Consider the following 19,354-nt stretch of genomic DNA (forward strand, 5'->3'; position numbering starts at 1 on the left):
CAACAGAGTTGATGACAGCGTTATATATAGGGGTGACAATCGGTTAGGTGGGTGTTCGATGGATGCGTGGTGCTCTCGGAGGGCGTCCACATGACCTCGCACCCCGATCCCAACGAGGACCTCATCCGTCTCGCCGCCGAGTGCCGGTTTGATCCCGATCGCTGGTCGATTGCCGCCTATGACTGGGGCGAGGGGGATCTGGCCGCGCATGCCGGGCCGCGCCTGTGGCAGCGGGGGATCAATCGGGAGATCCGGGATCATCTCGCCGATCCCGCAAAGCGCTTCACGCCGCTTCGCATCGCCGTCGCCTCGGGGCACGGCATCGGCAAGTCGGCGGAGATGGGCATGCTTTCCAACTGGGCGATGTCCTGCTGGGCCGATTGCAAGATCGTGGTCACCGCCAACACGCGCTCGCAGATGCAGACCAAGACGGCGCCGGAGGTGGGGCTGTGGTTCCGCCGCTCGGTGACGGCGCATTGGTTCGACACGCAGGCGCAATCGATCAGGAGCCGCGACCCCAGGCGGGGCGACAGCTGGCGGCTCGACTTCGTCACCTGGTCGGCCGAGAACACCGAGGCCTTCGCCGGCCTGCACAACCAGGGTCGCATCATCCTGCTTCTCTTCGACGAGGCCTCGGCCATCGCCGACAAGGTGTGGGAGGTGGCCGAGGGCGCGCTGACCGACGAGGGGACGGTGATCGTCTGGGTGGCCTTCGGCAACCCGACGCGCAACGGCGGCCGCTTCCGCGAATGCTTCCGCCGCTATCGCCACCGCTGGATCACCCGCCACATCGACAGCCGCAGCGTGGAGGGCACCAACAAGGCCTACCTGCAATCGATCGTCGACGATGCCGGCGGCGAGGACAGCGACGTGGCGAAATACCGCGTGCGCGGCGAGTTCCCCAGCCAGAGCCCGATGCAGTTTGTCAGTGAGGCGGATGTGGAGGCGGCGCGGCGGCGGCACCTTCGCCCCGAGCAATATGGCTTCGCGCCCAAGATCATCGGCGTCGACCCCGCCTGGACGGGCGCCGACAAGGTGGAGATCGTGCTGCGCCAGGGGTTGATGGTGAAGAGCCTCGCCAGCCTGCCGCGCAACGACAACGACGTGGAGGTGGCGAACCTCATCGCGCGGCTGGAGGACGAGGAGGGGGCGGACGCCGTGTTCGTCGACGCCGGCTATGGCACGGGCATCGTCTCGGCCGGGCGGACGATGGGGCGGAACTGGCGGCTGGTCTGGTTCGCCGGCAAGCCCATCGACCCCGGCTATCTCAACAAGCGGGCGGAGATGTGGGGCACGGTGAAGCGCTGGCTGAAGGACGGCGGCGCGCTGGATCCGCAGGATCAGATGCTGGCCGACGACCTGATCGGCCCGGAAACCGTGCCCCGCCTCGACGGCAAGATCCAGCTCGAAAGCAAGGCCGACATGAAGGCGCGGGGGATTCCCTCGCCCAACCGGGCGGACGCCCTGGCGCTGACCTTCGCCGAACCGGTGGTGAAGCGGGGGGCGGGGATGGGCGGGACGGGGAGAAAGGCGGTGGAGGAGAGGTACGATCCGCACGCGGGGCTGTGAGGGGTTTAGGCCAGTTCTTGTCAGTCATGGATCGCGCTGGTGTGGTTCCTGGAGCGCTATATCGGCCGGGAGTTTCATTCTGCCCGAGGTCCTCGCTTTCGCAAGGATGACAATATTATATATAGGAATGACAAACGGTTAGGTGGTTTCTCTACGCCGTCGGGCTGTGATTTTGCGATGCTTATCGCGCATGCCGCTTCAAACTGGCACCTCGCGCACTCCAGCTCTCTCCCGCTTCTATCACGCTGTCATCCTTGCGAAAGCGAGGACCTCAGGACGGTAGAGCGAGGGGGGAGTATCATGCGCCCTTGGTTCGGGGAGCGCGATATCGGCCGTTCGTTGATCAAGCCGCTTCGCTGATCCGGATATGCATCTTGAGGCCAAGCGCGGTCAGCATGTTGATCAGGCTGTCCAGGCTGAACATGCTGATCTTGCCCCGCATCAAGGCGGAGACACGCGGCTGCGTGACGCCAAGCGCCTTGGCGGCTTCAGCCTGGGTCCACCCCTTCGACTTGATCGCATCGTCGATCGCATCCATGAGCGCGGACCGCAGCTTCATGTTCTCGGCTTCGGCGGGCGTGCCCTCGATCGCGTCCCAGACGCTCGCACATCTCTGACCGGTCATTTGCGCAGTCTCCGTACTAGCTCGTTGTAGCGATCCCTCGCCAATTTCACAAACCCGCCAACCGCAGCGTGGAAACCTCACCCGCCTTATTCCCGAGAGGTACGATCCACACGCGGGGCTTTGATCCATGTGCCTTTCTTCCTCCACCCCCAAGGTCGAGCAATACAAGACGTCCGCCCAGGCGCAGGAGCCGGATAACGGCGCCGTGCAGACGGCGGCGGCGCGGCGGGCGACCGAGCGGCTGAGGGCCGGCGGCAACACCATTCTCACCGGTGCCAAAGGGGTTCTGGAGAGTGCGAACACCCAGAAATCAGTCCTTTTGGGGGTGTGATGGAAGCGCGCGCCAATGAAACGCAGGTCCAGTATCACCGCCGCCGGGCCGAGGAGCTGAAGCGGGTTCGCCAGCCGTGGGAAGCCACCTGGACGGGCCTTGCCGACTTCGTGGCGCCGCACCGGCTGCGCCTCGAAGCGGCCGACGAGCGGGCGATTTCGCGCAAGCGCATTCTCGATCCCTCGGGCACCTTCGCCTGGCGGACGCTGGCGTCCGGCATGCACTCGGGGCTGACGTCGCCGGCGCGGCCGTGGTTCCGCTTTGCCACCGTCGATCCCGAGCTCCGCGAATGGGGCCCGGTGAAGCTGTGGGTGGACGAGGTGGAGAACATCGAGCGGCGGATGTTCCAGCGCTCCAACGTCTACCCCGCCTTCCACGAGGGCTATGGCGACATCGGCCTGTTCGGCCAGTCCTGCGGCATATTGATCGAGGGCGGCGACGATCCGCTGCACATGATCCAGCTGCTGCACGGCCGTTTCTGGATCGCGCGGGACGCGGAGGGAAGGGCGACGACGCTCTACCGCATGCTCCGCTGGTCGGTGGAGAAGATCGTTCGGCGCTTCGGGCTGGAGACCATCTCCTCGTCGATCCGCTCGGCCTATGACGCGGGGCGCTACGACCAGACCTTCGACATCTGGCACGCCATCGAGCCGCGCCACAACCGCGACCCGCAGAAGATCGACAAGCGCAACAAGCCGTTCCTTTCCAACTATTGGGAGGCCAATGGCGGCGCCGGATCGAGCGGCGATGGCTTGCTGGAGGAAAGCGGCTTCGACAGCAACCCGATCATCTGCCCGCCGTGGCTGCTCTGCGGCGACGACTCTTACGCCCAGTCGCCCGGCATGGACACCATCGGCGACGTGAAGTCGCTGCAGGCCATGGTGCGCGACAAGCTGGAGGTGATCGCCAAGCTGGCGCGGCCGCCGCTGCAGGGGCCGACGAGCCTCAACGGCAACCCGATGTCGCTGCTGCCGGGCGCCATCACCTTCGTCGACGATCCCACGGGGAAGGGGCTTCGTCCGGTGATGGAGGCGAGCCCGCAGATCGGGCCGCTCCTCCAGGACATCGGGGAGACGCGGCAGCGCATCGCCACCGGCTTCTACGCCGATCTGTTCCTGATGCTTTCCAACATGGAGGGCATTCAGCCGCGTAACCAGTTCGAGATCGCGGAGCGCAAGGAAGAGAAGCTCCTGGCGCTCGGGCCGGTGCTCGAGAACATCTACAACAACCAGCTGGAGCCCTGCGTCGACCGGGCCTTCGAGATCGGGCTCAAGCGCAACCTCTTCCCGCCGCCGCCGCGCGAGATCCAGAACGAGCGGCTGGCGGTGGAATACATCTCCACGCTGGCCCAGGCCCAGAAGGCGGTGGCCACCGGCGCCGTGGAGCGGCTGGTGTCGTTCGCCGGCCAATGGGCGGCGATGAAGCCGGACATCCTCGACAAGCTCGACGCCGACCAGACCATCGACGTCTACGCCGACATGATCGGCGCGCCGGCGGCCATCGTGGTGCCCGACGACAAGGTGCAGGAAGCGCGGGCGGCACGGGCGCAGGCGGAGCAGCAGGCAAGGATGGCGCAGATGGCGAAGACCGTGGCGCCGGCGATCTCGGCTGGAGCCAGTGCGGTGAAGGCGGGGAAGGAGGCGGGTGTCGATCCGGCGGCGGCGCAAGCGTTGATGGCGCGGCTGGGGATCGGTGGGGCGTAGGGGGAGATTGATATCGGCCGCTGTGCCTTCTCGTCCTGAGGTCCCCGCCTTCGCGGGGATGACAGCCTGATAGAAACGGGCGCCTAGCGATCCGGCGGCTTGATAGTGACGGGCGCCCACCTATCCGCTTGTTCCTAAATATCATTCTCCTGTCATCCTTGCGAAAGCGAGGACCTCGGGCAGGATGGGGCGAGGGGTTCATATCAGGTGAGCTTGAGCGGCGCGGACATCGGGCCGCGTGAACCAGTTTCTCCAATCAAAGCAATAGGTGATCGATGCTCGATGAGTTCGAGGCGCGTGAGGCGCGGGATGCGGAGGCGCGGGAGCGCGCGGCGCGGGAGGAGGCCGATCTGATCGAGGCTTTCCGCCTGATGATGGAGACGGCCTGGGGGAAGCGGGTGGTGTTCTGGCTGCTCGGCCGGGCCGGGCTCTACGCCAACGCCTTCGACCCCGGCAGCGAGGCGGCGGAGCGCTATCGCCTGGGGCGGCAATCCCTCGGCCTGGAGATTCTGCAGAAACTCGACCGCGTGGACGCCAGGCTCTACCCGCGCCTGCTGCTCGAGCGCGGCGAGGCCAGGGAATTGGAACGGGCCGCCCGCATGGCCGGCGGCAAACCAACCGAGGATGGGGACGACCAATATGCTTGAGCGATGGATGATTGGCGCGGCGGTGTTTGCGCCGGAGGGTGACGGCATGGGCGATGGCGCGGATGCCGGCGCGGCGCCTGTCGGCGGAGTACCGCCTGAGAGCCTGATGTTCCCGAGCGAGGCGCCGGTCGAAGGCGAGGGCTCAACGCCGGAAGAGGAAGCGTCGGGAGGGCTGAACCTTGCCGACGAGGTGCCGGAGGACGGCCGCTATGATTTCACCCTGCCCGAGGGCATGGCGATCGATGAGAAGCTGGCCGAGGCGATGTCGCCGGTGCTGAAAGACATCGGCCTGACGCGCGGCCAGGCGCAGGCGCTGGCCGGTGCGCTCGCCGCCCATCGGCAGGCGGAAGCGGCCCATGGCGCCCATGAATGGGCCGACATCCAGACCGGCTGGATCGCCTCGGCCAAGAAGGACCAGGAGATCGGCGGCGCCCGCTGGGACGCGTCGGTTGCCACCGCGCAGGGGGCGCTCGCCCGCTTCGGCACGCCGGGCCTCCGCACCTTCCTGACCGAAAGTGGCGGCGGAAACCACCCGGAAGTTATCCGGTTCATGGCGCGCGTCGGAAGCGCGATCGCCGAAGACCGGCCGGAGAGCGGCGGGGCCGGGGCAGGTCGCCCCATCGATGCCGCCCATCTGCTGTTTCCGAGCGACAAGCCCAAGGGGTAAATGACACATGGCCACCGTTGGCACCTACTACCCGAACCTGATCGACGCGCAGAAGCAGAGCGCCGAGGGCACGGTTCTCGAAATCCTGTCGCAGCAGAATCCGGTGCTGGACGACGCGATGGTCACCGTCTGCAACCAGCAGGCCACCCATCGCCACATGATCCGCACCGGCCTGCCCTCCGTCGCCTGGGGCCGCCTCTACAAGGGCGTGCCGCAGTCCAAGGCCACCGTGCAGCAGGTGGACGACACCACCGGCTTCCTGGAGGCGCGCTCGGAGATCGACGTGCGCCTCTTGGCGCTCGCGAAAGACGCCGCCAAGCAGCGCCTCGTCGACAGCGCGCCGTTCCTGGAAGCGATGAACCAGGAGATGGCGACCGGCATCTTCTACCACGACGTCGCCACCACGCCGGAGAAGTTCAAGGGCCTCGCCGCCCGCTACAACGCCTATTACGACGGCCCCAACGCCACCAAGCCCAACGTCGCCGCCGGACAGGTGATCGACGGCGGCGGCCGCGGCGCCGACAACACCTCCATCTGGTTCGTCACCTGGGGCGACCACGCGACGTCGCTGCTGACGCCCGAGGGCATCCCCACCGGCGTTCAGGTTGCCGACAAGGGCGAGGAAGTGACGCTGGATGCCGCCGGCAACAAGTTCTACGTCAAGTCGACGCTGTTCTCCTGGCATGTCGGCATGTTCGTCAAGGACTGGCGCTACAACGCCCGTATCGCCAACATCGACGTCAGCGACATGCTCTCGGGCTCGGTCGACATCTGGAAGCTCCTGCGCGAGGCCTACTATCGCCTGCAGTCGCGCCGGCTGAATGCCACGTCGAGCCGCATCGCCATCTACATGAACCGCGACGTGCTGGAAGTGCTGGACGCGCAGTCGTCCGACCGGTCGCTGGTGACCAACGCCGGCAGCTACAACTACAACGCTCCCGGCCTCAAGCGCGACAGCGTCGAGGGCAAGGAAGTGCTGACCTATCGCGGCATTCCGATCCGGGAAACCGACGCCCTTCTCAACACGGAAGCCGCGCTCCCCGCCTTCGCCGGCTGATCCTGAAGCGCCCGCTCCGGCGGGCGCCCTTCTTCCCGCTTTTTCAAGGATACCCCCATGATCCTGGACACTCAGGCGCTGTTCTCGGACGCTCAGCCTGTTACCGCGACGGCCGCCTCCACCAACACCATCGACTTCGGCCCGATCTCGCCGGCCACCAAGAACTTCGACGTCGGCAAGGGCGACGACGTGGCGCTCTTGGTGCAGGTGGTGGAGGACTTCAACAACCTCACCTCGCTCCAGATCGACCTGGAGCTCGACAGCACCACGACGTTTACGCCCGACCGCGTCATCCCGCTCGCCACCGTGCCGCTCGCCCAGCTGAAGGCCGGTTCGCAGATCGCCCGCGACGGCCTGCCGCGCGGCCTGACGCTGCAGTATGGCCGCCTCAAGTACACCGTCACCGGCACGGCGCCGACCACGGGCAAGATCACCGCCGGCGTGGTGGCCGGCGTGCAGTCCAACGGGGTGGCCATCTGATGCGCGTCACCGCCGTCCGCAAGGGCTACTTCGGCGGCAAGATCCGCGACGCCGGGGAGGTCTTCGACCTTCCCGACGCGCTGATCCAGGGTGGAGTATCCTGGGTGGAGGCGGAGGGAGAGACCTTCGCCCATGTACAACCCGCCGAGGGTGAAATCGGTTCCACCACGAGGAAACGCGGCCGCAAATCGAAGCTGGCAAGCGCGCCGGAACCGCCCGAAGGCAACGGCCTTGAAGCCGCCCTCGGCGGCCCGCCGCCGGATTGGATTCCGGGGAATATCAGCGACTGACAAAGGCGGGCCTCGGCCCGCCTGAGTTCTTATGGAGGGAGCCCTATATCGACCGATCGCCTCTTTCTGCCCGAGGTACACCTTGAATTCGCATGCGAATTCAAGCGGCTTTCGCAAGGATGACAATTTATATAAAGGAAACAAACGGATAGCGGTGTGCGCCCTTACACAGGTGTTCTGTTCCGAGTGCGCTCCGGATGCTATCGCAAAGTGCGTTCCGGATGCTACTGCAAAGGGATCTTGCGAGCGGCTAACCGCTTGTCATCCCTATATATAAATCTGTCATCCTTGCGAAAGCGAGGACCTCAGGCAGGAAGGGGTGCGACGCCAATATAGGGCGCCCTTCACCACATGATGGTTTCAAAGAGATCCTGCCATTCCGGGTTCATCTCTTCGATCAGCTGGATCTTCCACTCGCGCTTCCAGTGCTTCACCTGCTTTTCGCGGGCGCGTGCAATTGTAGCTGTCGGTGAAGCCGCGATAGATATGGTTGCGGTGTTCCCAGATGCGCCCCTCCAGATCGGAGGTGACACCGACGTAGAGGACGCCCTGCGGCTTGTTGGTGGTGATGTAGACCCAGCCCGGATTCATAGGTGAGAGCTTTGCGGAAATGCGAGGGCGGCGCAACTCTGGGGAATAGGGAGACCGATATCGACCGCTCGCTTTATCTTCAAAAAGATAGCGCCGGCGCGATGTCCCGCGGGCGCTATCCTTTTCAAAGGGCTTCGTCGAACACCACGGCCGTGCCTCTCGGCGGGCCGTGGTTCCGCCTCGTTCCTTACTTCGCCTGGGCGATGGCGTCCTGCAGTTCCTTCAGCACCTCGGCGCCGCCCTCGGCCGCGAACTTGTCGGCGGCGGGCTGGGCCTTTTCCTTGAGGCGGGCGAGTTCCTCGGGCGGCAGTTCGGTGACTTCCATGCCGTGGCTCTTCAGGGCATCGATGGCCTTCAGCGAGGCTTCGCGGCTGTCCTTGCGCTCGAAGTCGCGGGCCGCTTCCGCGGCCTGCTGCAGGATCTTGCGCTCGTCACCCGAGAGCTGGTCGTACCAGGACTTGCTCGCCAGCACGATCCACGGGCTGTAGACGTGGCGGGTGATGGTCAGGTACTTCTGCACCTCGTAGAACTTGGCCGACTCGATGGTGGTGACCGGGTTCTCCTGGCCGTCGACGGCGCCGGTTTCCATGGCCGAGAACAGCTCGGAATAGGGCAGCGGCACGGCGTTGGCGCCGAACGAGTTGAACATGTCGATGTAGACGGGGTTCTGCATCACCCGCAGCTTGATGCCGCTGAAATCCTCCATCTTGGCGACGGGGTGCTTGCTGTTGGTCAGGTTGCGGAAGCCGTTCTCCCAGTAGACCAGGCCGACGAGGCCCTGCGCTTCCAGCTTGTCCATCAGCTTGCGGCCGAAGGGGCCGTCGAGCACGGCGTCGGCCTCTTTGCTGTCGGCGAACAGGAAGGGCAGGTCGTAGACGCCGAAGTCCTTGACGATGCCGACGAGGGTGGCCGTCGAGCCGACCATCATCTCCTGGGCGCCGCCGATCAGGGCGTTCTGCATCTGCACGTCGGAGCCGAGCTTGGCGTCGCCGAAGGTGCGCATCTTCAGCTTGCCGTCGGAGAGGCGCGCCAGCTCGTCGGCGAAGAACTTGGCGGCGCGGCCCTGGTTGCTGGCCTCCGGCAGGCCGAAGCCGAAGCGGATGATGCGCGAGGAGATCTCCTGCGCGGAGGCGGCGGTGACGCCGACCGCCAGAAGCGCGGCGGCGACGGTGGAGGCGAATGCGAGTTTCATGGTCTCTCTCCCTTTGTGATTAGTGAAGCAGGTGCAGCGGCACGGTGACGATCTCGGGGAAGACGATCATCAGGACGATGAGAACGATGTAGACGAGCAGGAACGGCCAGATGCCGACGGTGGCGCGTTCCAGCGAGATCCGCGCGATGGCGGACACCGTGTTCAGCACCGTGCAGACCGGCGGATGGATCAGGCCGAGGGTGCCGATGAGCACGAACATGACGCCGAAATAGAGCGGGTCTATCCCGGCGGCGCTGGCGATCGGCATCAGCACCGGGCCGAGCACCAGGATGGTGGGCGTCAGATCCATGACGGTGCCGACGGCGAGCAGCAGCAGGCAGATCATCGCCATGAGGAGGCGCGGCTCGTGCATCACCGGCTCAAGGAGGTCGGTGAGCTGCGAGGTGAGGTCGGACAGCGTGATCATGTAGGCCGACACCAAGGCGGCGGCGACCAGGAACATGACGGTGGCCGTGGTGCGCGCCGCCTGGATGAACACGTGGACGAGGTCGGCCAACCCGACTTCGCGGTAGACGAACAGCGTGACGAGCAGCGCGTAGACGGCGGCGACGACGGCTGCCTCGGTGGGCGTGAACAGGCCGCCGCGCAGGCCGCCGATGATGATCACCGGCAGGAACAGCGCCCAGAGGCCCTCGCGCAGCGCCGCGAGGCGCTCCTTGCCCGACCGTTTGGGCTGGGGCACCACGTTCATGCCGCCGACGCACCATCTCCAGGTGAAGACCAGCGCCAGACCCATCAGGAGGCCCGGGACGATGCCGGCCATGAACAGGCCGGTGATCGACACGTTGGTGGTGACGCCGAAGATGATGAAGGGCATGCTGGGCGGAATGATCGGGGCGATGATGCCGCCGGCGGCGACGAGGCCGGCCGAGCGCGGCACCGGATAGCCGTTGTCGCGCATCATCGGGATGAGCAGCGTGCCCAAGGCGGCGGTGTCGGCGATGGCCGAGCCGGACAGGCTGGCGAGCAGCACGGCGGCGCCGATCGCCACATAGCCGAGGCCGCCGCGGATGTGACCGACCAGGGTGACGGCGAGATTGATGATGCGCCGGGATATGCCGCCGGCGTTCATGATCTCGCCGGCCAGGATGAAGAAGGGCACCGCCATCAGCGGGAAATTGTCGGCGCCCGACAGCATGTTCTGGGCAACGAGCTGGGCATCGAAGAAGTCGAGATAGAACATCAGCGCCACGCCCGTCAGCATCAGGGCGAAGGCGATGGGCATGCCGAGCGCCATCAGCGCGAACAGCGAGCCGAGGAAGACTGTCAGGGTCATGATCAGACCTCCCTGAGCGTGGCGTTGGCGGGACGGGCAAGGCCGGGATCGCCCACGCGCTCGATGGGCGCCGGGTCCGGCTTGCCCGGATCGTCCAGGATGTGATCGGGGTTGGGATCGCCGGGCATGTATCCATCAGGCGAGCCGGTGATGATGCGGTAGAGGTTGATCAGCACGAGGAGGATCATGGCGATGGCCGGGAAGACGCCGGCGGCGGCGTAGAAGGCCATCGGGAAGCGCAGCACGGTGGAATAGGTGGTGAGGCCGATCTTCGTCTGCGTCCAGCTTCCCGACAGGAACAGCCAGAGGGCGTAGAGGATCAGCAGGTGGCTGATAATCGCGCAGACCCGGCGCACCGGCACCGGCAGTCGCGCCTGCAACAGCTCGAGGCCGAGGTGCTTGTGCTGGCGGAGCGCCAGCGTCGCCCCGAGGAACACCAGCCAGACGAACATCAGGCGGGAGATTTCCTCGGCCGAGGCGATGCCGCTGCCGAAGAGATAGCGCAGCACGACGTTGCCGAACACCATGATGACCATGACGGCGAGCAGCGCCGCCATGGTGTATTCGAGGATCCTCTCGAGGAGTGTCTTGACCCGATCCATGGGCTTCCTCCGATTTCTAAAGTCAGGGCGTCGCCGCTCTGGCGGGTTCCGGGATGGGGCGAGCGGGCGCGCCGAGGGCGGCGAGGGCGCAGGCGACGATGTCGTCGGGGCCGAGCTCGACCAGAAGGGTGATCGCCTGCTCGTCGGCGCCGGGCGGCTCCAGCGCGGCGAACTGGCTGTCGAGCAGGGCCGGCGGCATGAAGTGGCCGCGGCGCGCCTCGAGGCGCTGGCGGAGCAGCGCGGCGGGCCCGGCGAGATGGAGGATGGCGATGGGGCCGAGCCGGTCGCGCAGCCTGTCGCGGTAGCGGCGCTTCAGGGCGGAGCAGGCAATGACCACCGGGCCGGACACTTGGCGCCGCGCGTCGGCGGCCGCCTCGGCGACGGCGGCAAGCCACGGCCAGCGCTGCTCGTCGGTGAGCGGCTTGCCCTCGGACATCGAGCGGACGTTGTCCTCCGGGTGATGGTCGTCGGCCTCGATCAGCCGGCCGCCAAGCGCGGCGGCCAGCCTGGCGGCGACCGTCGACTTGCCGGCGCCGCAGACGCCCATGACGAGAATGCAATCGGATCGAATGGCAACGGGTGCAGCCATCGGTCGTCCTCCCCAACCGTGCCTGATGCCGCCATCCAAATGTTAGCGCTGTCATTTGTCAATGCGACGAACTGCGGTATACTTGCGGGCAGGGAGAGGGCAGGCATGAAAAGTGACAGATCCGCCGGGAAAGTGACGCTGGCCGACGTGGGGCGAGTCGCCAATGTCAGCGCTATCACGGTGTCACGTGCCCTCCGCAAGCCCGAGATGGTGTCGCCCAAGCTCCGGCAGCGGATCGAGGAGGTGGTGGCCGAGCTCGGCTACGTGCCCGACCCGGTGGCGCGGGCGCTGGCCTCCGACCGCACCGACGTCATCGGCGTCTTGATCCCCTCGGTGACCAACAGCGTGTTCGCCGACGTGCTGCGCGGCATCTACAGCGTGGTCGAGGGTTCGCCCTTCTCCGTCCAGTTCGGCAACACGCGCTATTCGGTGCTGGAGGAGGAGCGCCTCCTCAGGATCTTCCTCAGCCAGCGCCCGGCCGGGCTGATCGTTTCCGGCATCGACCAGTCGGAGGCCTCGACGGCGCTGCTGACGCAGGCGCGCTGCCCGGTGGTGCAGATCATGGAAACGGGGCCGGCGCCGGTGGACATGATGGTGGGCTTCTCGCATCGCGACGCCGCCCATGACGCGACGCGGCACCTGATCGACGGCGGCTACCGGCGCATCGCCTTCTTCGGCGCCCGCATGGACCCGCGCACGCAGCGCCGCCTCGAAGGCTATACGCAGGCGGTGAAGGACGCCGGGTTGTTCGACGAGAGCCTGATGATCACCACGCCGCGCGCCTCGACGGTGGAACTCGGCTGCCAGATGCTAAGCGACCTCCTGGCCCGCACCCAGGATGTCGAGGCGATCTTCTGCAACAACGACGATCTGGCGCTGGGTGTGCTGTTCGAGTGCCAGCGGCGGCGCATCGCCGTGCCCGACGACATCGGCCTCTGCGGCTTCAACGACCTGGAGATGATGGCGGTGGCCAACCCGCCGATCACCAGCGTCCGCACCTTCCGCCAGGAGATGGGCCGGCGGGCGGCCGAGATGGTGCTCATGCGCGTCGCCGGCGAGGAGGTGCCCGAGCCGGTCGTCGATCTCCGCTACGAGCTGATGGCCCGCCAGAGCACGCGGGCCTGCGAGGAAGGCCGCAGGCGGCGGGTGCCCTGAGGGGCCGAAGGGGAGCGTGATATCGGCCTCTGCGCCTTCTCGTCCCGAGGTCCTGCGCCTGAAGCGCAGGATGACAATTAACTGATATGGAACAACGAGATAGCGCGCTGCGAAGCAGAAATCGGAGGGGAGCGCCGATCCGGTTTCCCAGGATCGGCGCCCCTCCAGCTTGCGGGCAGGCTCTCAGAAGAAGCCGAGCTTCTTGGGGTTGTAGCTGACCAGGAGGTTCTTGGTCTGCTGGTAGTGGTCGAGCATCATCGAGTGGGTTTCGCGGCCGATGCCGGACTGCTTGTAGCCGCCGAAGGCGGCGTGGGCCGGGTAGGCGTGGTAGCAGTTGGTCCAGACGCGGCCGGCCTGGATGTTGCGGCCGAAGCGATAGAGGCGGTTGGCGTCGCGGCTCCATACGCCGGCTCCGAGGCCGTAGAGCGTGTCGTTGGCGATCTCCAGCGCCTCGTCCTCGTCCTTGAAGGTGGTGACGGAGACCACCGGGCCGAAGATCTCCTCCTGGAACACGCGCATCTTGTTGTTGCCCTGGAAGACGGTCGGCTGCACGTAGTAGCCGCCTTCGAGGTCGCCGCCGAGATGGGCGCGCGAGCCGCCGGTCAGCACCTTGGCGCCTTCCTCACGGCCGATGTCGAAGTAGCCGAGGATCTTGTTCAATTGCTCCTCGGAGGCCTGGGCGCCGATCATCGTGTCCGGGTCGAGCGGGCTGCCCTGCTTGATGGCGTGGACGCGGGTGAGCGCCCGTTCCATGAACTTGTCGTAGATGCTTTCCTGGATCAGGGCGCGGCTCGGGCAGGTGCAGACTTCGCCCTGGTTGAGGGCGAACATCACGAAGCCCTCGATGGCCTTGTCGAAGAAGTCGTCATCCTCGGCCATCACGTCGGAGAAGAAGATGTTGGGCGACTTGCCGCCCAGCTCCAGCGTGACCGGGATCAGGTTCTGGCCGGCATACTGCATGATCAGCTTGCCGGTGGAGGTCTCGCCGGTGAAGGCGATCTTGGCGACGCGCTTGGAGGACGCCAGCGGCTTGCCCGCCTCGAGGCCGAAGCCGTTGACGACGTTGAGCACGCCGGGCGGCAACAGGTCGCCGATCAGCTCCATCAATACGAGGATCGAGGCCGGCGTCTGCTCGGCGGGTTTCAGCACCACGCAGTTGCCGGCGGCGAGCGCCGGGGCGAGCTTCCAGGCGGCCATCAAGAGCGGGAAGTTCCAGGGAATGATCTGGCCGACCACGCCGAGCGGCTCGTGGAAGTGATAGGCGATGGTGTCGTGGTCGATCTCGGAGAGCGTGCCTTCCTGGGCGCGCAGGCAGCCGGCGAAATAGCGGAAGTGGTCGATGGCGAGCGGCAGGTCGGCGGCGGTTGTCTCGCGGATCGGCTTGCCGTTGTCCCAGGTCTCGGCCAGCGCCAGGCGGCCGAGGTTCTCCTCCATGCGGTCGGCGATGCGGTTGAGGATATAGGCGCGCTGGGCGACGTTGGTCTTGCCCCAGGCCTCGCGGGCCGCATGCGCCGCGTCGAGAGCCGCCTCGATGTCGGCGGCTTCCGAGCGCGCCACTTCGCAGAGCTTCTGGCCGGTGATCGGCGACAGGTTGTCGAAGGTGCGGCCGCTCAGCGCGTCCCTGAACTCGCCGCCGATGTAGTTGCCATACTTGGTGCGGAACGGCAGGTCGGTGGCCTTGACGGTGCTCTGATAGGTCATCTTGTCCTCCCAGACATGACGCGCGTTGGTCGCGCTGTCCGGAGAGTTGCGTACGCAAAATCCAATATCCAGCCGGCCTGCCGAGGTGGCGGGTGGTCAGTGTCGCAGTTCTGCGACAGTTGGGGGAGGGGATCTGGATCAGCCTAGGCGTGGACCGTCCGCAGCTCATGCAGGCCGAGCTTGTTGAGCTTGCGATGCAGCGTGGCGCGGCTGATGCCGAGGAGCTCGGCGGCATGCGACACGTTGCCGCGCGCTCGCGCCAGCGCCCGCTGGACCACGGCGCGCTCGCCGGCGGCGAGGTCGTCGGCTTCCTGCTCGCGGGCGATCAGGTCGCCGATCGGGGTGCGGCCGTCGAGGTCCGCCGCGCTCAGCCCCAGGAGTTGCCGGGCGGCGCGGGTGGCGCCGACGATCAGCTCGTGGCCGTCGACGGCCAGCAGGGTATCGGCCCGCCCCTCGGGCGACGGCGCCAGGATGATGCGGCTCTGAGGGAAGGCGCGGCGGAACAGGTCGCACTCGATGCGCCGCGCCGCGTCGACGACCGACTGGGCGATCAGCGTCAGGAAGCCCTCGGTGAGGTCGGCCCGGCAGGAGGAGACGTCGATCACCGCCGCGAGCTGGCCGTCGGCATCGTGGATCGGCGAGGAGGTGCAGCTCAGGAGCGCGTTGCAGCTGAAGAAGTGCTGGTCGCGGTGGATGGTCACCGGCCGCTGCTCGGCGATGGCGGTGCCGATGCCGTTGGTGCCCTGGTTGCCTTCGCTCCAGGGTGTGCCGATCCAGAGGCCCCAGGCGCTGAAGGTGGCGTCGTCGCCGGCCGCGCCCCGCCGCTCCAGCGGAACGCCGTTGCGGTCGGCCAAGAGCACGCAGCAGCCGACGCCGCCGACGGCGGCATGTAGGCGGTCCATGGCGCTCTCCGCGCAGGCGATCAGCGGCTCCAGCGGCTGGCGGGCCTCGGCGATCTCCCGTTCGGTCAGCCGCCAGACGGGCGGGCGCGGCGCCGCCGGATCGAGCTTGTAGAGCTCCTGCGACCGATGCCAGGACGCGGCGATGACCGAGCGGGCGGCACCGTCGGCGGCCAGCGTGTCCCTGATGTGTTGCGCGTGACGTTCATCCGACCTGTCCACGCTTTTCCTCCTCGAGAAGCGTTGGCCACGACGTTGCGAGTTCCTCCTGCCCGTCCTCCTCTGGGCATCTCAGGCATCATCCGACCGGTGTGGAACGCGGATCGAGACGATGAGGCCGTGCAACCCTGGGGACGATCCTCCTCTTGTGGATCGCGCCCTAAGGGTAAATCCCGATGGGGGCCTACTCATAATCTTGTTTGCCGAGGTAGACAATTCGCCCAAAGGACTCGGGGTTGGGCGTGGCGTCGGGGCGTTGGAAATGGCTGTCGATGTCGAGAGGGAGCCCTATGCGGGCCGCAGCATCTTCTCGTCCTGAGGTCCCCGCCTGCGCGGGGATGACAACCTATATATTTGTTTTTATTTGTATAATTTTGTCATCCCCGCGAAGGCGGGGACCTCAGGCAGAAAGGGGCGCAACGCCGATATCAGTCTCCCCCGATATCTCCCCCATCTTCACATGATGGTCTCGTAGAGATCCTGCCATTCCGGGTTCATCTCTTCGATCAGCCGTATCTTCCACTCGCGCTTCCAGTGCTTCATCTGCTTTTCGCGGTAGATGGCGTCGGTGATATCGCCATGATCCTCGTACCAAACGAGGCGGGTGCAGTTGTAGCTGTCGGTGAAGCCGCGATAGATGTGGTTGCGATGCTCCCAGATGCGCCGTTCAAGATCAGAGGTGACGCCGGTATAGAGCACGCCCCGAGGCTTGTTGGTGACGATATAGAGCCAACCCGCATTCATGCCACGAACATTGCGGAAATGCGGGGGTTGCGCAACTGCGGGATTTAGGGAGCCCGATATCAGCCGCTCGCTCTACCTGCCTGAGGTCCCGCCTTCGCGGGGATTGTTCGTTTGTGCTGGGGTAAGTTGGAGGCGGCCTCTCCGGCTGGTTTGACGACCCCGGAGAGGCCGTTGGCAGGCGACCGTGCGGGGATCGGGCTTTCACCCGGTGTCATCAAGGCTCCCTGCCATCTTCCATCATTCGCTTGGAGAGTTGATGGGGTCTCTGGGGCCTGACCCTAGCCGATCAGACCCACGCCCGAGAACAATCCGAAGCTCATGGTGGCCCAACTCGGGAAGGATAGCACATCATGGCCGTCTTGCAGCAGGCACCCGACATCGTTCTGGGCTTCGACGTTTCCAAGGACACGCTGACCGTCTTCGAGGCTCGCTCCTCATCGCCTTCGTCGAAGCCCTGCGTCATCGACAATAGCGCCGCCGCCATCCGCCGCTTTCTCAAAAGCATCGATCGCGTCGACCTCGCGGTCTGCGAGCCGACCGGCGGCCATGAGCATGTGCTCCTGGCCGAGCTGCTGGCCGCCGGCATTGCCTGTCATCGGGTGGATGCCTTGAAGGTCAAGGCTTTTATCCGCTCCTTCGGCACGCTTGCCAAGACCGACGCGCTCGATGCCGAGGCGCTGGCCCGCTATGGCAAGGACCGCTGGGAACGGCTGTCCCTGTTCCTGCCGCCGGAAGCTGATCGGAAGATGCTGGCCGCTCTGGTGGCCCGGCGAGAGGACCTCGTGGCCATCAAGGTGGCCGAGCAGAACCGGTCAAAAGGCCCGGCCGGCAAGGTGATCAAGACATCCCTTGCGGCCATGTTGAAAGCCGTCATCGGCCAGATCGAGGCCATCGAGGCGGAGATCAAGGCGTTGATCGACAGGAGCCCGCAGCTGCGCGCCGCCTTCCGGCACATGCAGAGCCTGCCCGGCGTCGGCGCCGTCATCGCCGCCACCCTCCTGGCCCACATGCCCGAGCTCGGCACCTTGCAGCGAAGGCAGGCGGCATCGCTCGCCGGCGTCGCGCCGCACGCCAACGACAGCGGTCAGTTCAAGGGACACCGAACCATGCGTGGCGGACGCTCCGAACTGCGCCGTCTCCTCTTCCTGGCGGCCATGGCGGCAAGCCGAGCCAAGGGACCATTACAGGAGATGTATCAACGCCTTATTCAGAATGGAAAGAAGCGCATCGTCGCCATCGGAGCCCTCATGCGGAAGATTATCGTCATCCTCAATGCAAGACTGAGGGAGCTCAATGCACAACAGAGTTGATGACAGAATTATACAAATGAAAACAAATATATAGGTTGTCATCCCGCGAAGGCCGCTTGAATTCGCGCGCGAATTCAAGGTGTACCTCAGGCCGGAAGGGGCGATCGGCCAACATCGAGCTCCAGGCAGACTACGGTTCGCCATCGCGCCAGCCCTCACATCAGCCCTTCCTCGACCGCCTGATGGATGCTGCGCACCGTGGGGTGGAAGCCGAGGCGGCGGGCGAGGGAGGCGTCGACGTGGAGGTGCCAGGGGTTGTCGAGCGGGGCGGAGGAGGGCTCCATCGTGCCGCCGGCGAGCTCCACCAGCTCATAGATCGAGGTGGGGGCGTCGTCGGCGATGTTGACGATGTGGCCGTCCATCGCGCCCGTCAGCGCGAGGCGAACGGCGGTGGCGATGTCGCGGTGGTGGACGAGGCTCATCCGCTTGGCGGGGTGCATGTTGAGGCGCGGGGCGTGGCGCGGCAGGTCTTCGAGATGGCCGTCACCGTCGCCATAGACGAAGCCGAAGCGGAGGATCGCCCAGGTGAGGCGGCTGTCGCGCAACACGTTCTCGGCGGCGAGCTTGCTGGCGGGGTAGGCCTGCTTGGGGTCGGCGTCGTCGTCCTCGCGGCCGGGGCGCGGGCTGTCGGCGTCGTAGATGTTGCTGGTGCTGGCCATGATGAAGCGGGCGCCGGGGGCGTGCTTTTCGGCGACGGCGATCAGGTTGCGGGTGCCCTCGAGGTTGCTCTTCCAGATGAGGTCGGTGTCGGGCGTGCGGAACACCGCCGCGAGGTGGACGATGGCCGAGACGCCCTCCACCGCCTGTTCGAGCGTGGCGGGGTCGAGCAGGTCGGCCTCGATCGCGGTCACGCCGGAGGGCGCGGGTTTTCCGGCGCGCAGCAGCGCGCGGCAATCGAGCCCGGCCGCGGCAAGGCGCGGCAGAAGGCGGGCGCCGACGAGGCCGGTGCCGCCGGTGATGAGAATGGTCATGCCGGTATTCCTTTCGACAAGAGCATTGTGCGGAAAAGTGGAACCGGTTTTCCGCAGAAACAATGCGACAACAAGGAACTAGAGCAACAACTTGCGTTCGTCAGAACGCACGTTGCTCCAGGAGCCGTTCGAGACGTTCGGTGGCGGTTTGCAGGACGCGGACCGTCGCGGCGATGTCCGCCTCATCCATGCCGCCGAAGGCGGCGGAGCGGATGAAGGTGAGATCGGGCAGCATGGCCCAGAGCGCGTCGCCGGCGGCGGTCAGGCGCAGGCGCTTCTGACGCTGGTCGGCGCCGTCGGGTTGCTGCTCGATCAAGCCCTTGCGCACCAGCGTGGCGACGATGCCGGTCATGGTGGCCCGCTCGACGGCGAGCAGCCGCACCAGATCGCGCTGCATGGTGGGGCCGGCGGTGGCGAGCCGGTGGAGCACGTACCATTGCACCGAGCCGAGATCATAGGGGCGCAGTGCCGCGTCCATGACCGCCCGGCCGGCGAAGTAGCACCGCTTGGCCCAGGCGCCGACGAGGTCCTGGCTGGAGGGGAGAGGATTGTCGGCCAAGGTTGGCGCTCCATATTGCTAGCTACCTAGCAAATATGTAAGGTACCGAACGATTGTCAAGGGGCACGGCTGGGCGTTCGCTGAAGCGCCGGTTCATGGCAAGGATTTCGGGCAGGGCAGTGCGAGCGGTTCATGTCGCGCTCCCGCACGCAAGGG

Annotated in this window: 20 protein-coding genes and 1 pseudogene; 10 read left to right on the plus strand and 11 right to left on the minus strand. The window is 66.1% G+C overall.

Annotated features, from left to right (window positions below):
• The first annotated feature begins 90 nt into the window (after positions 1–90).
• Entirely contained in the window at positions 91–1,569 is a 1,479-nt protein-coding gene (locus CXZ10_RS19875; protein ID WP_101291119.1) for a terminase, read from the plus strand.
• 343 nt (positions 1,570–1,912) lie between these two features.
• Here CXZ10_RS19875 and CXZ10_RS19880 read toward each other — a convergent pair whose 3' ends face one another.
• Entirely contained in the window at positions 1,913–2,194 is a 282-nt protein-coding gene (locus CXZ10_RS19880; protein WP_101291120.1) for a helix-turn-helix domain-containing protein, read from the minus strand.
• A 127-nt stretch (positions 2,195–2,321) separates the two neighbouring features.
• On the opposite strand from CXZ10_RS19880, the gene CXZ10_RS19885 reads away from it, so the two are divergent.
• The 7 genes from CXZ10_RS19885 to CXZ10_RS19915 all read left to right on the plus strand — a co-directional run bounded on the left by CXZ10_RS19885 (position 2,322) and on the right by CXZ10_RS19915 (position 7,369).
• Positions 2,322–2,525: a hypothetical protein gene (locus CXZ10_RS19885; RefSeq protein WP_101291121.1), complete on the plus strand. Its 204-nt coding sequence runs from the start codon at positions 2,322–2,324 to the stop codon at positions 2,523–2,525.
• Complete coding sequence (locus CXZ10_RS19890) at positions 2,525–4,228, plus strand: portal protein (RefSeq protein ID WP_101291122.1); 1,704 nt, start codon at positions 2,525–2,527, stop codon at positions 4,226–4,228. The genes CXZ10_RS19885 and CXZ10_RS19890 overlap by 1 nt, the downstream gene beginning before the upstream one ends.
• A gap of 275 nt (positions 4,229–4,503) precedes the next feature.
• Entirely contained in the window at positions 4,504–4,875 is a 372-nt protein-coding gene (locus tag CXZ10_RS19895) for a Bbp19 family protein (RefSeq protein WP_101291123.1), read from the plus strand.
• Positions 4,868–5,542: a hypothetical protein gene (locus CXZ10_RS19900; RefSeq protein ID WP_143741574.1), complete on the plus strand. Its 675-nt coding sequence runs from the start codon at positions 4,868–4,870 to the stop codon at positions 5,540–5,542. The genes CXZ10_RS19895 and CXZ10_RS19900 overlap by 8 nt, the downstream gene beginning before the upstream one ends.
• Positions 5,543–5,549: 7 nt before the next feature.
• Entirely contained in the window at positions 5,550–6,599 is a 1,050-nt protein-coding gene (locus CXZ10_RS19905) for a major capsid protein (protein ID WP_101291125.1), read from the plus strand.
• Between the two features lie 57 nt (positions 6,600–6,656).
• On the plus strand, positions 6,657–7,079 hold the full coding sequence (locus tag CXZ10_RS19910) for a Bbp16 family capsid cement protein (RefSeq protein WP_101291126.1): 423 nt from the start codon (positions 6,657–6,659) through the stop codon (positions 7,077–7,079).
• Entirely contained in the window at positions 7,079–7,369 is a 291-nt protein-coding gene (locus CXZ10_RS19915) for a hypothetical protein (protein ID WP_101291127.1), read from the plus strand. Before CXZ10_RS19910 ends, CXZ10_RS19915 begins: the two co-directional genes overlap by 1 nt.
• A gap of 519 nt (positions 7,370–7,888) precedes the next feature.
• Here the strand turns inward: CXZ10_RS19915 and CXZ10_RS22035 are convergent.
• The 5 genes and pseudogenes from CXZ10_RS22035 to CXZ10_RS19940 form a co-directional block, all read right to left on the minus strand.
• A pseudogene (locus tag CXZ10_RS22035) lies at positions 7,889–7,960 on the minus strand (GIY-YIG nuclease family protein); the annotation flags it as partial.
• Positions 7,961–8,147: 187 nt separating this feature from the next.
• Positions 8,148–9,152 (minus strand): TRAP transporter substrate-binding protein, encoded by a 1,005-nt coding sequence (locus CXZ10_RS19925; RefSeq protein WP_101291128.1) that lies wholly within the window; start codon positions 9,150–9,152, stop codon positions 8,148–8,150.
• A 19-nt stretch (positions 9,153–9,171) separates the two neighbouring features.
• On the minus strand, positions 9,172–10,449 hold the full coding sequence (locus CXZ10_RS19930) for a TRAP transporter large permease subunit (protein WP_101291129.1): 1,278 nt from the start codon (positions 10,447–10,449) through the stop codon (positions 9,172–9,174).
• A gap of 2 nt (positions 10,450–10,451) precedes the next feature.
• Positions 10,452–11,051, minus strand: coding sequence for a TRAP transporter small permease (locus tag CXZ10_RS19935; RefSeq protein WP_101291130.1), 600 nt, complete (start codon positions 11,049–11,051; stop codon positions 10,452–10,454).
• Positions 11,052–11,073: 22 nt separating this feature from the next.
• Entirely contained in the window at positions 11,074–11,640 is a 567-nt protein-coding gene (locus tag CXZ10_RS19940; protein ID WP_101291131.1) for a gluconokinase, read from the minus strand.
• A 105-nt stretch (positions 11,641–11,745) separates the two neighbouring features.
• Between CXZ10_RS19940 and gntR the strand changes: the two genes are divergently transcribed.
• Positions 11,746–12,795: an HTH-type transcriptional regulator GntR gene (gene gntR / locus CXZ10_RS19945; RefSeq protein ID WP_101291132.1), complete on the plus strand. Its 1,050-nt coding sequence runs from the start codon at positions 11,746–11,748 to the stop codon at positions 12,793–12,795.
• Between the two features lie 183 nt (positions 12,796–12,978).
• Here the strand turns inward: gntR and adh are convergent, their stop codons facing one another.
• The 3 genes from adh to CXZ10_RS19960 all read right to left on the minus strand — a co-directional run bounded on the left by adh (position 12,979) and on the right by CXZ10_RS19960 (position 16,358).
• Complete coding sequence (adh, locus tag CXZ10_RS19950; RefSeq protein WP_101291133.1) at positions 12,979–14,496, minus strand: aldehyde dehydrogenase; 1,518 nt, start codon at positions 14,494–14,496, stop codon at positions 12,979–12,981.
• Between the two features lie 143 nt (positions 14,497–14,639).
• Positions 14,640–15,617 (minus strand): helix-turn-helix domain-containing protein, encoded by a 978-nt coding sequence (locus CXZ10_RS19955; protein WP_101291134.1) that lies wholly within the window; start codon positions 15,615–15,617, stop codon positions 14,640–14,642.
• Positions 15,618–16,070: 453 nt separating this feature from the next.
• Positions 16,071–16,358 (minus strand): GIY-YIG nuclease family protein, encoded by a 288-nt coding sequence (locus tag CXZ10_RS19960; protein ID WP_101291135.1) that lies wholly within the window; start codon positions 16,356–16,358, stop codon positions 16,071–16,073.
• A gap of 350 nt (positions 16,359–16,708) precedes the next feature.
• Between CXZ10_RS19960 and CXZ10_RS19965 the strand changes: the two genes are divergently transcribed.
• The gene (locus CXZ10_RS19965; protein ID WP_101291136.1) at positions 16,709–17,668 is read left to right on the plus strand and encodes a transposase; all 960 of its coding nucleotides are present in this window, start codon (positions 16,709–16,711) and stop codon (positions 17,666–17,668) included.
• Positions 17,669–17,823: 155 nt separating this feature from the next.
• Here CXZ10_RS19965 and CXZ10_RS19970 read toward each other — a convergent pair whose 3' ends face one another.
• Complete coding sequence (locus CXZ10_RS19970) at positions 17,824–18,639, minus strand: NAD-dependent epimerase/dehydratase family protein (RefSeq protein WP_101291137.1); 816 nt, start codon at positions 18,637–18,639, stop codon at positions 17,824–17,826.
• Positions 18,640–18,739: 100 nt separating this feature from the next.
• Positions 18,740–19,117, minus strand: a complete 378-nt coding sequence (locus CXZ10_RS19975; protein WP_101291229.1) for a MarR family winged helix-turn-helix transcriptional regulator — start codon at positions 19,115–19,117, stop codon at positions 18,740–18,742.
• Positions 19,118–19,354 lie beyond the last annotated feature (237 nt).

Source organism: Pleomorphomonas diazotrophica, assembly GCF_002844595.1.
In the GTDB taxonomy this organism is placed as follows: domain Bacteria; phylum Pseudomonadota; class Alphaproteobacteria; order Rhizobiales; family Pleomorphomonadaceae; genus Pleomorphomonas; species Pleomorphomonas diazotrophica.

Coding starts and splice junctions, on each gene's coding strand:
- CXZ10_RS19895 (WP_101291123.1), top strand. CDS start 4,504: ATGCTCGATGAGTTCGAGGCGCGTGAGGCGCGGGATGCGGAGGCGCGG.
- CXZ10_RS19925 (WP_101291128.1), bottom strand. CDS start 9,152: ATGAAACTCGCATTCGCCTCCACCGTCGCCGCCGCGCTTCTGGCGGTC.
- CXZ10_RS19935 (WP_101291130.1), bottom strand. CDS start 11,051: ATGGATCGGGTCAAGACACTCCTCGAGAGGATCCTCGAATACACCATG.
- CXZ10_RS19915 (WP_101291127.1), top strand. CDS start 7,079: ATGCGCGTCACCGCCGTCCGCAAGGGCTACTTCGGCGGCAAGATCCGC.
- CXZ10_RS19970 (WP_101291137.1), bottom strand. CDS start 18,639: ATGACCATTCTCATCACCGGCGGCACCGGCCTCGTCGGCGCCCGCCTT.
- CXZ10_RS19890 (WP_101291122.1), top strand. CDS start 2,525: ATGGAAGCGCGCGCCAATGAAACGCAGGTCCAGTATCACCGCCGCCGG.
- CXZ10_RS19930 (WP_101291129.1), bottom strand. CDS start 10,449: ATGACCCTGACAGTCTTCCTCGGCTCGCTGTTCGCGCTGATGGCGCTC.
- CXZ10_RS19965 (WP_101291136.1), top strand. CDS start 16,709: ATGGCCGTCTTGCAGCAGGCACCCGACATCGTTCTGGGCTTCGACGTT.
- CXZ10_RS19975 (WP_101291229.1), bottom strand. CDS start 19,117: ATGGACGCGGCACTGCGCCCCTATGATCTCGGCTCGGTGCAATGGTAC.
- gntR (WP_101291132.1), top strand. CDS start 11,746: ATGAAAAGTGACAGATCCGCCGGGAAAGTGACGCTGGCCGACGTGGGG.
- CXZ10_RS19940 (WP_101291131.1), bottom strand. CDS start 11,640: ATGGCTGCACCCGTTGCCATTCGATCCGATTGCATTCTCGTCATGGGC.
- CXZ10_RS19900 (WP_143741574.1), top strand. CDS start 4,868: ATGCTTGAGCGATGGATGATTGGCGCGGCGGTGTTTGCGCCGGAGGGT.
- CXZ10_RS19905 (WP_101291125.1), top strand. CDS start 5,550: ATGGCCACCGTTGGCACCTACTACCCGAACCTGATCGACGCGCAGAAG.
- CXZ10_RS19910 (WP_101291126.1), top strand. CDS start 6,657: ATGATCCTGGACACTCAGGCGCTGTTCTCGGACGCTCAGCCTGTTACC.
- adh (WP_101291133.1), bottom strand. CDS start 14,496: ATGACCTATCAGAGCACCGTCAAGGCCACCGACCTGCCGTTCCGCACC.
- CXZ10_RS19960 (WP_101291135.1), bottom strand. CDS start 16,358: ATGAATGCGGGTTGGCTCTATATCGTCACCAACAAGCCTCGGGGCGTG.
- CXZ10_RS19880 (WP_101291120.1), bottom strand. CDS start 2,194: ATGACCGGTCAGAGATGTGCGAGCGTCTGGGACGCGATCGAGGGCACG.
- CXZ10_RS19875 (WP_101291119.1), top strand. CDS start 91: ATGACCTCGCACCCCGATCCCAACGAGGACCTCATCCGTCTCGCCGCC.
- CXZ10_RS19885 (WP_101291121.1), top strand. CDS start 2,322: ATGTGCCTTTCTTCCTCCACCCCCAAGGTCGAGCAATACAAGACGTCC.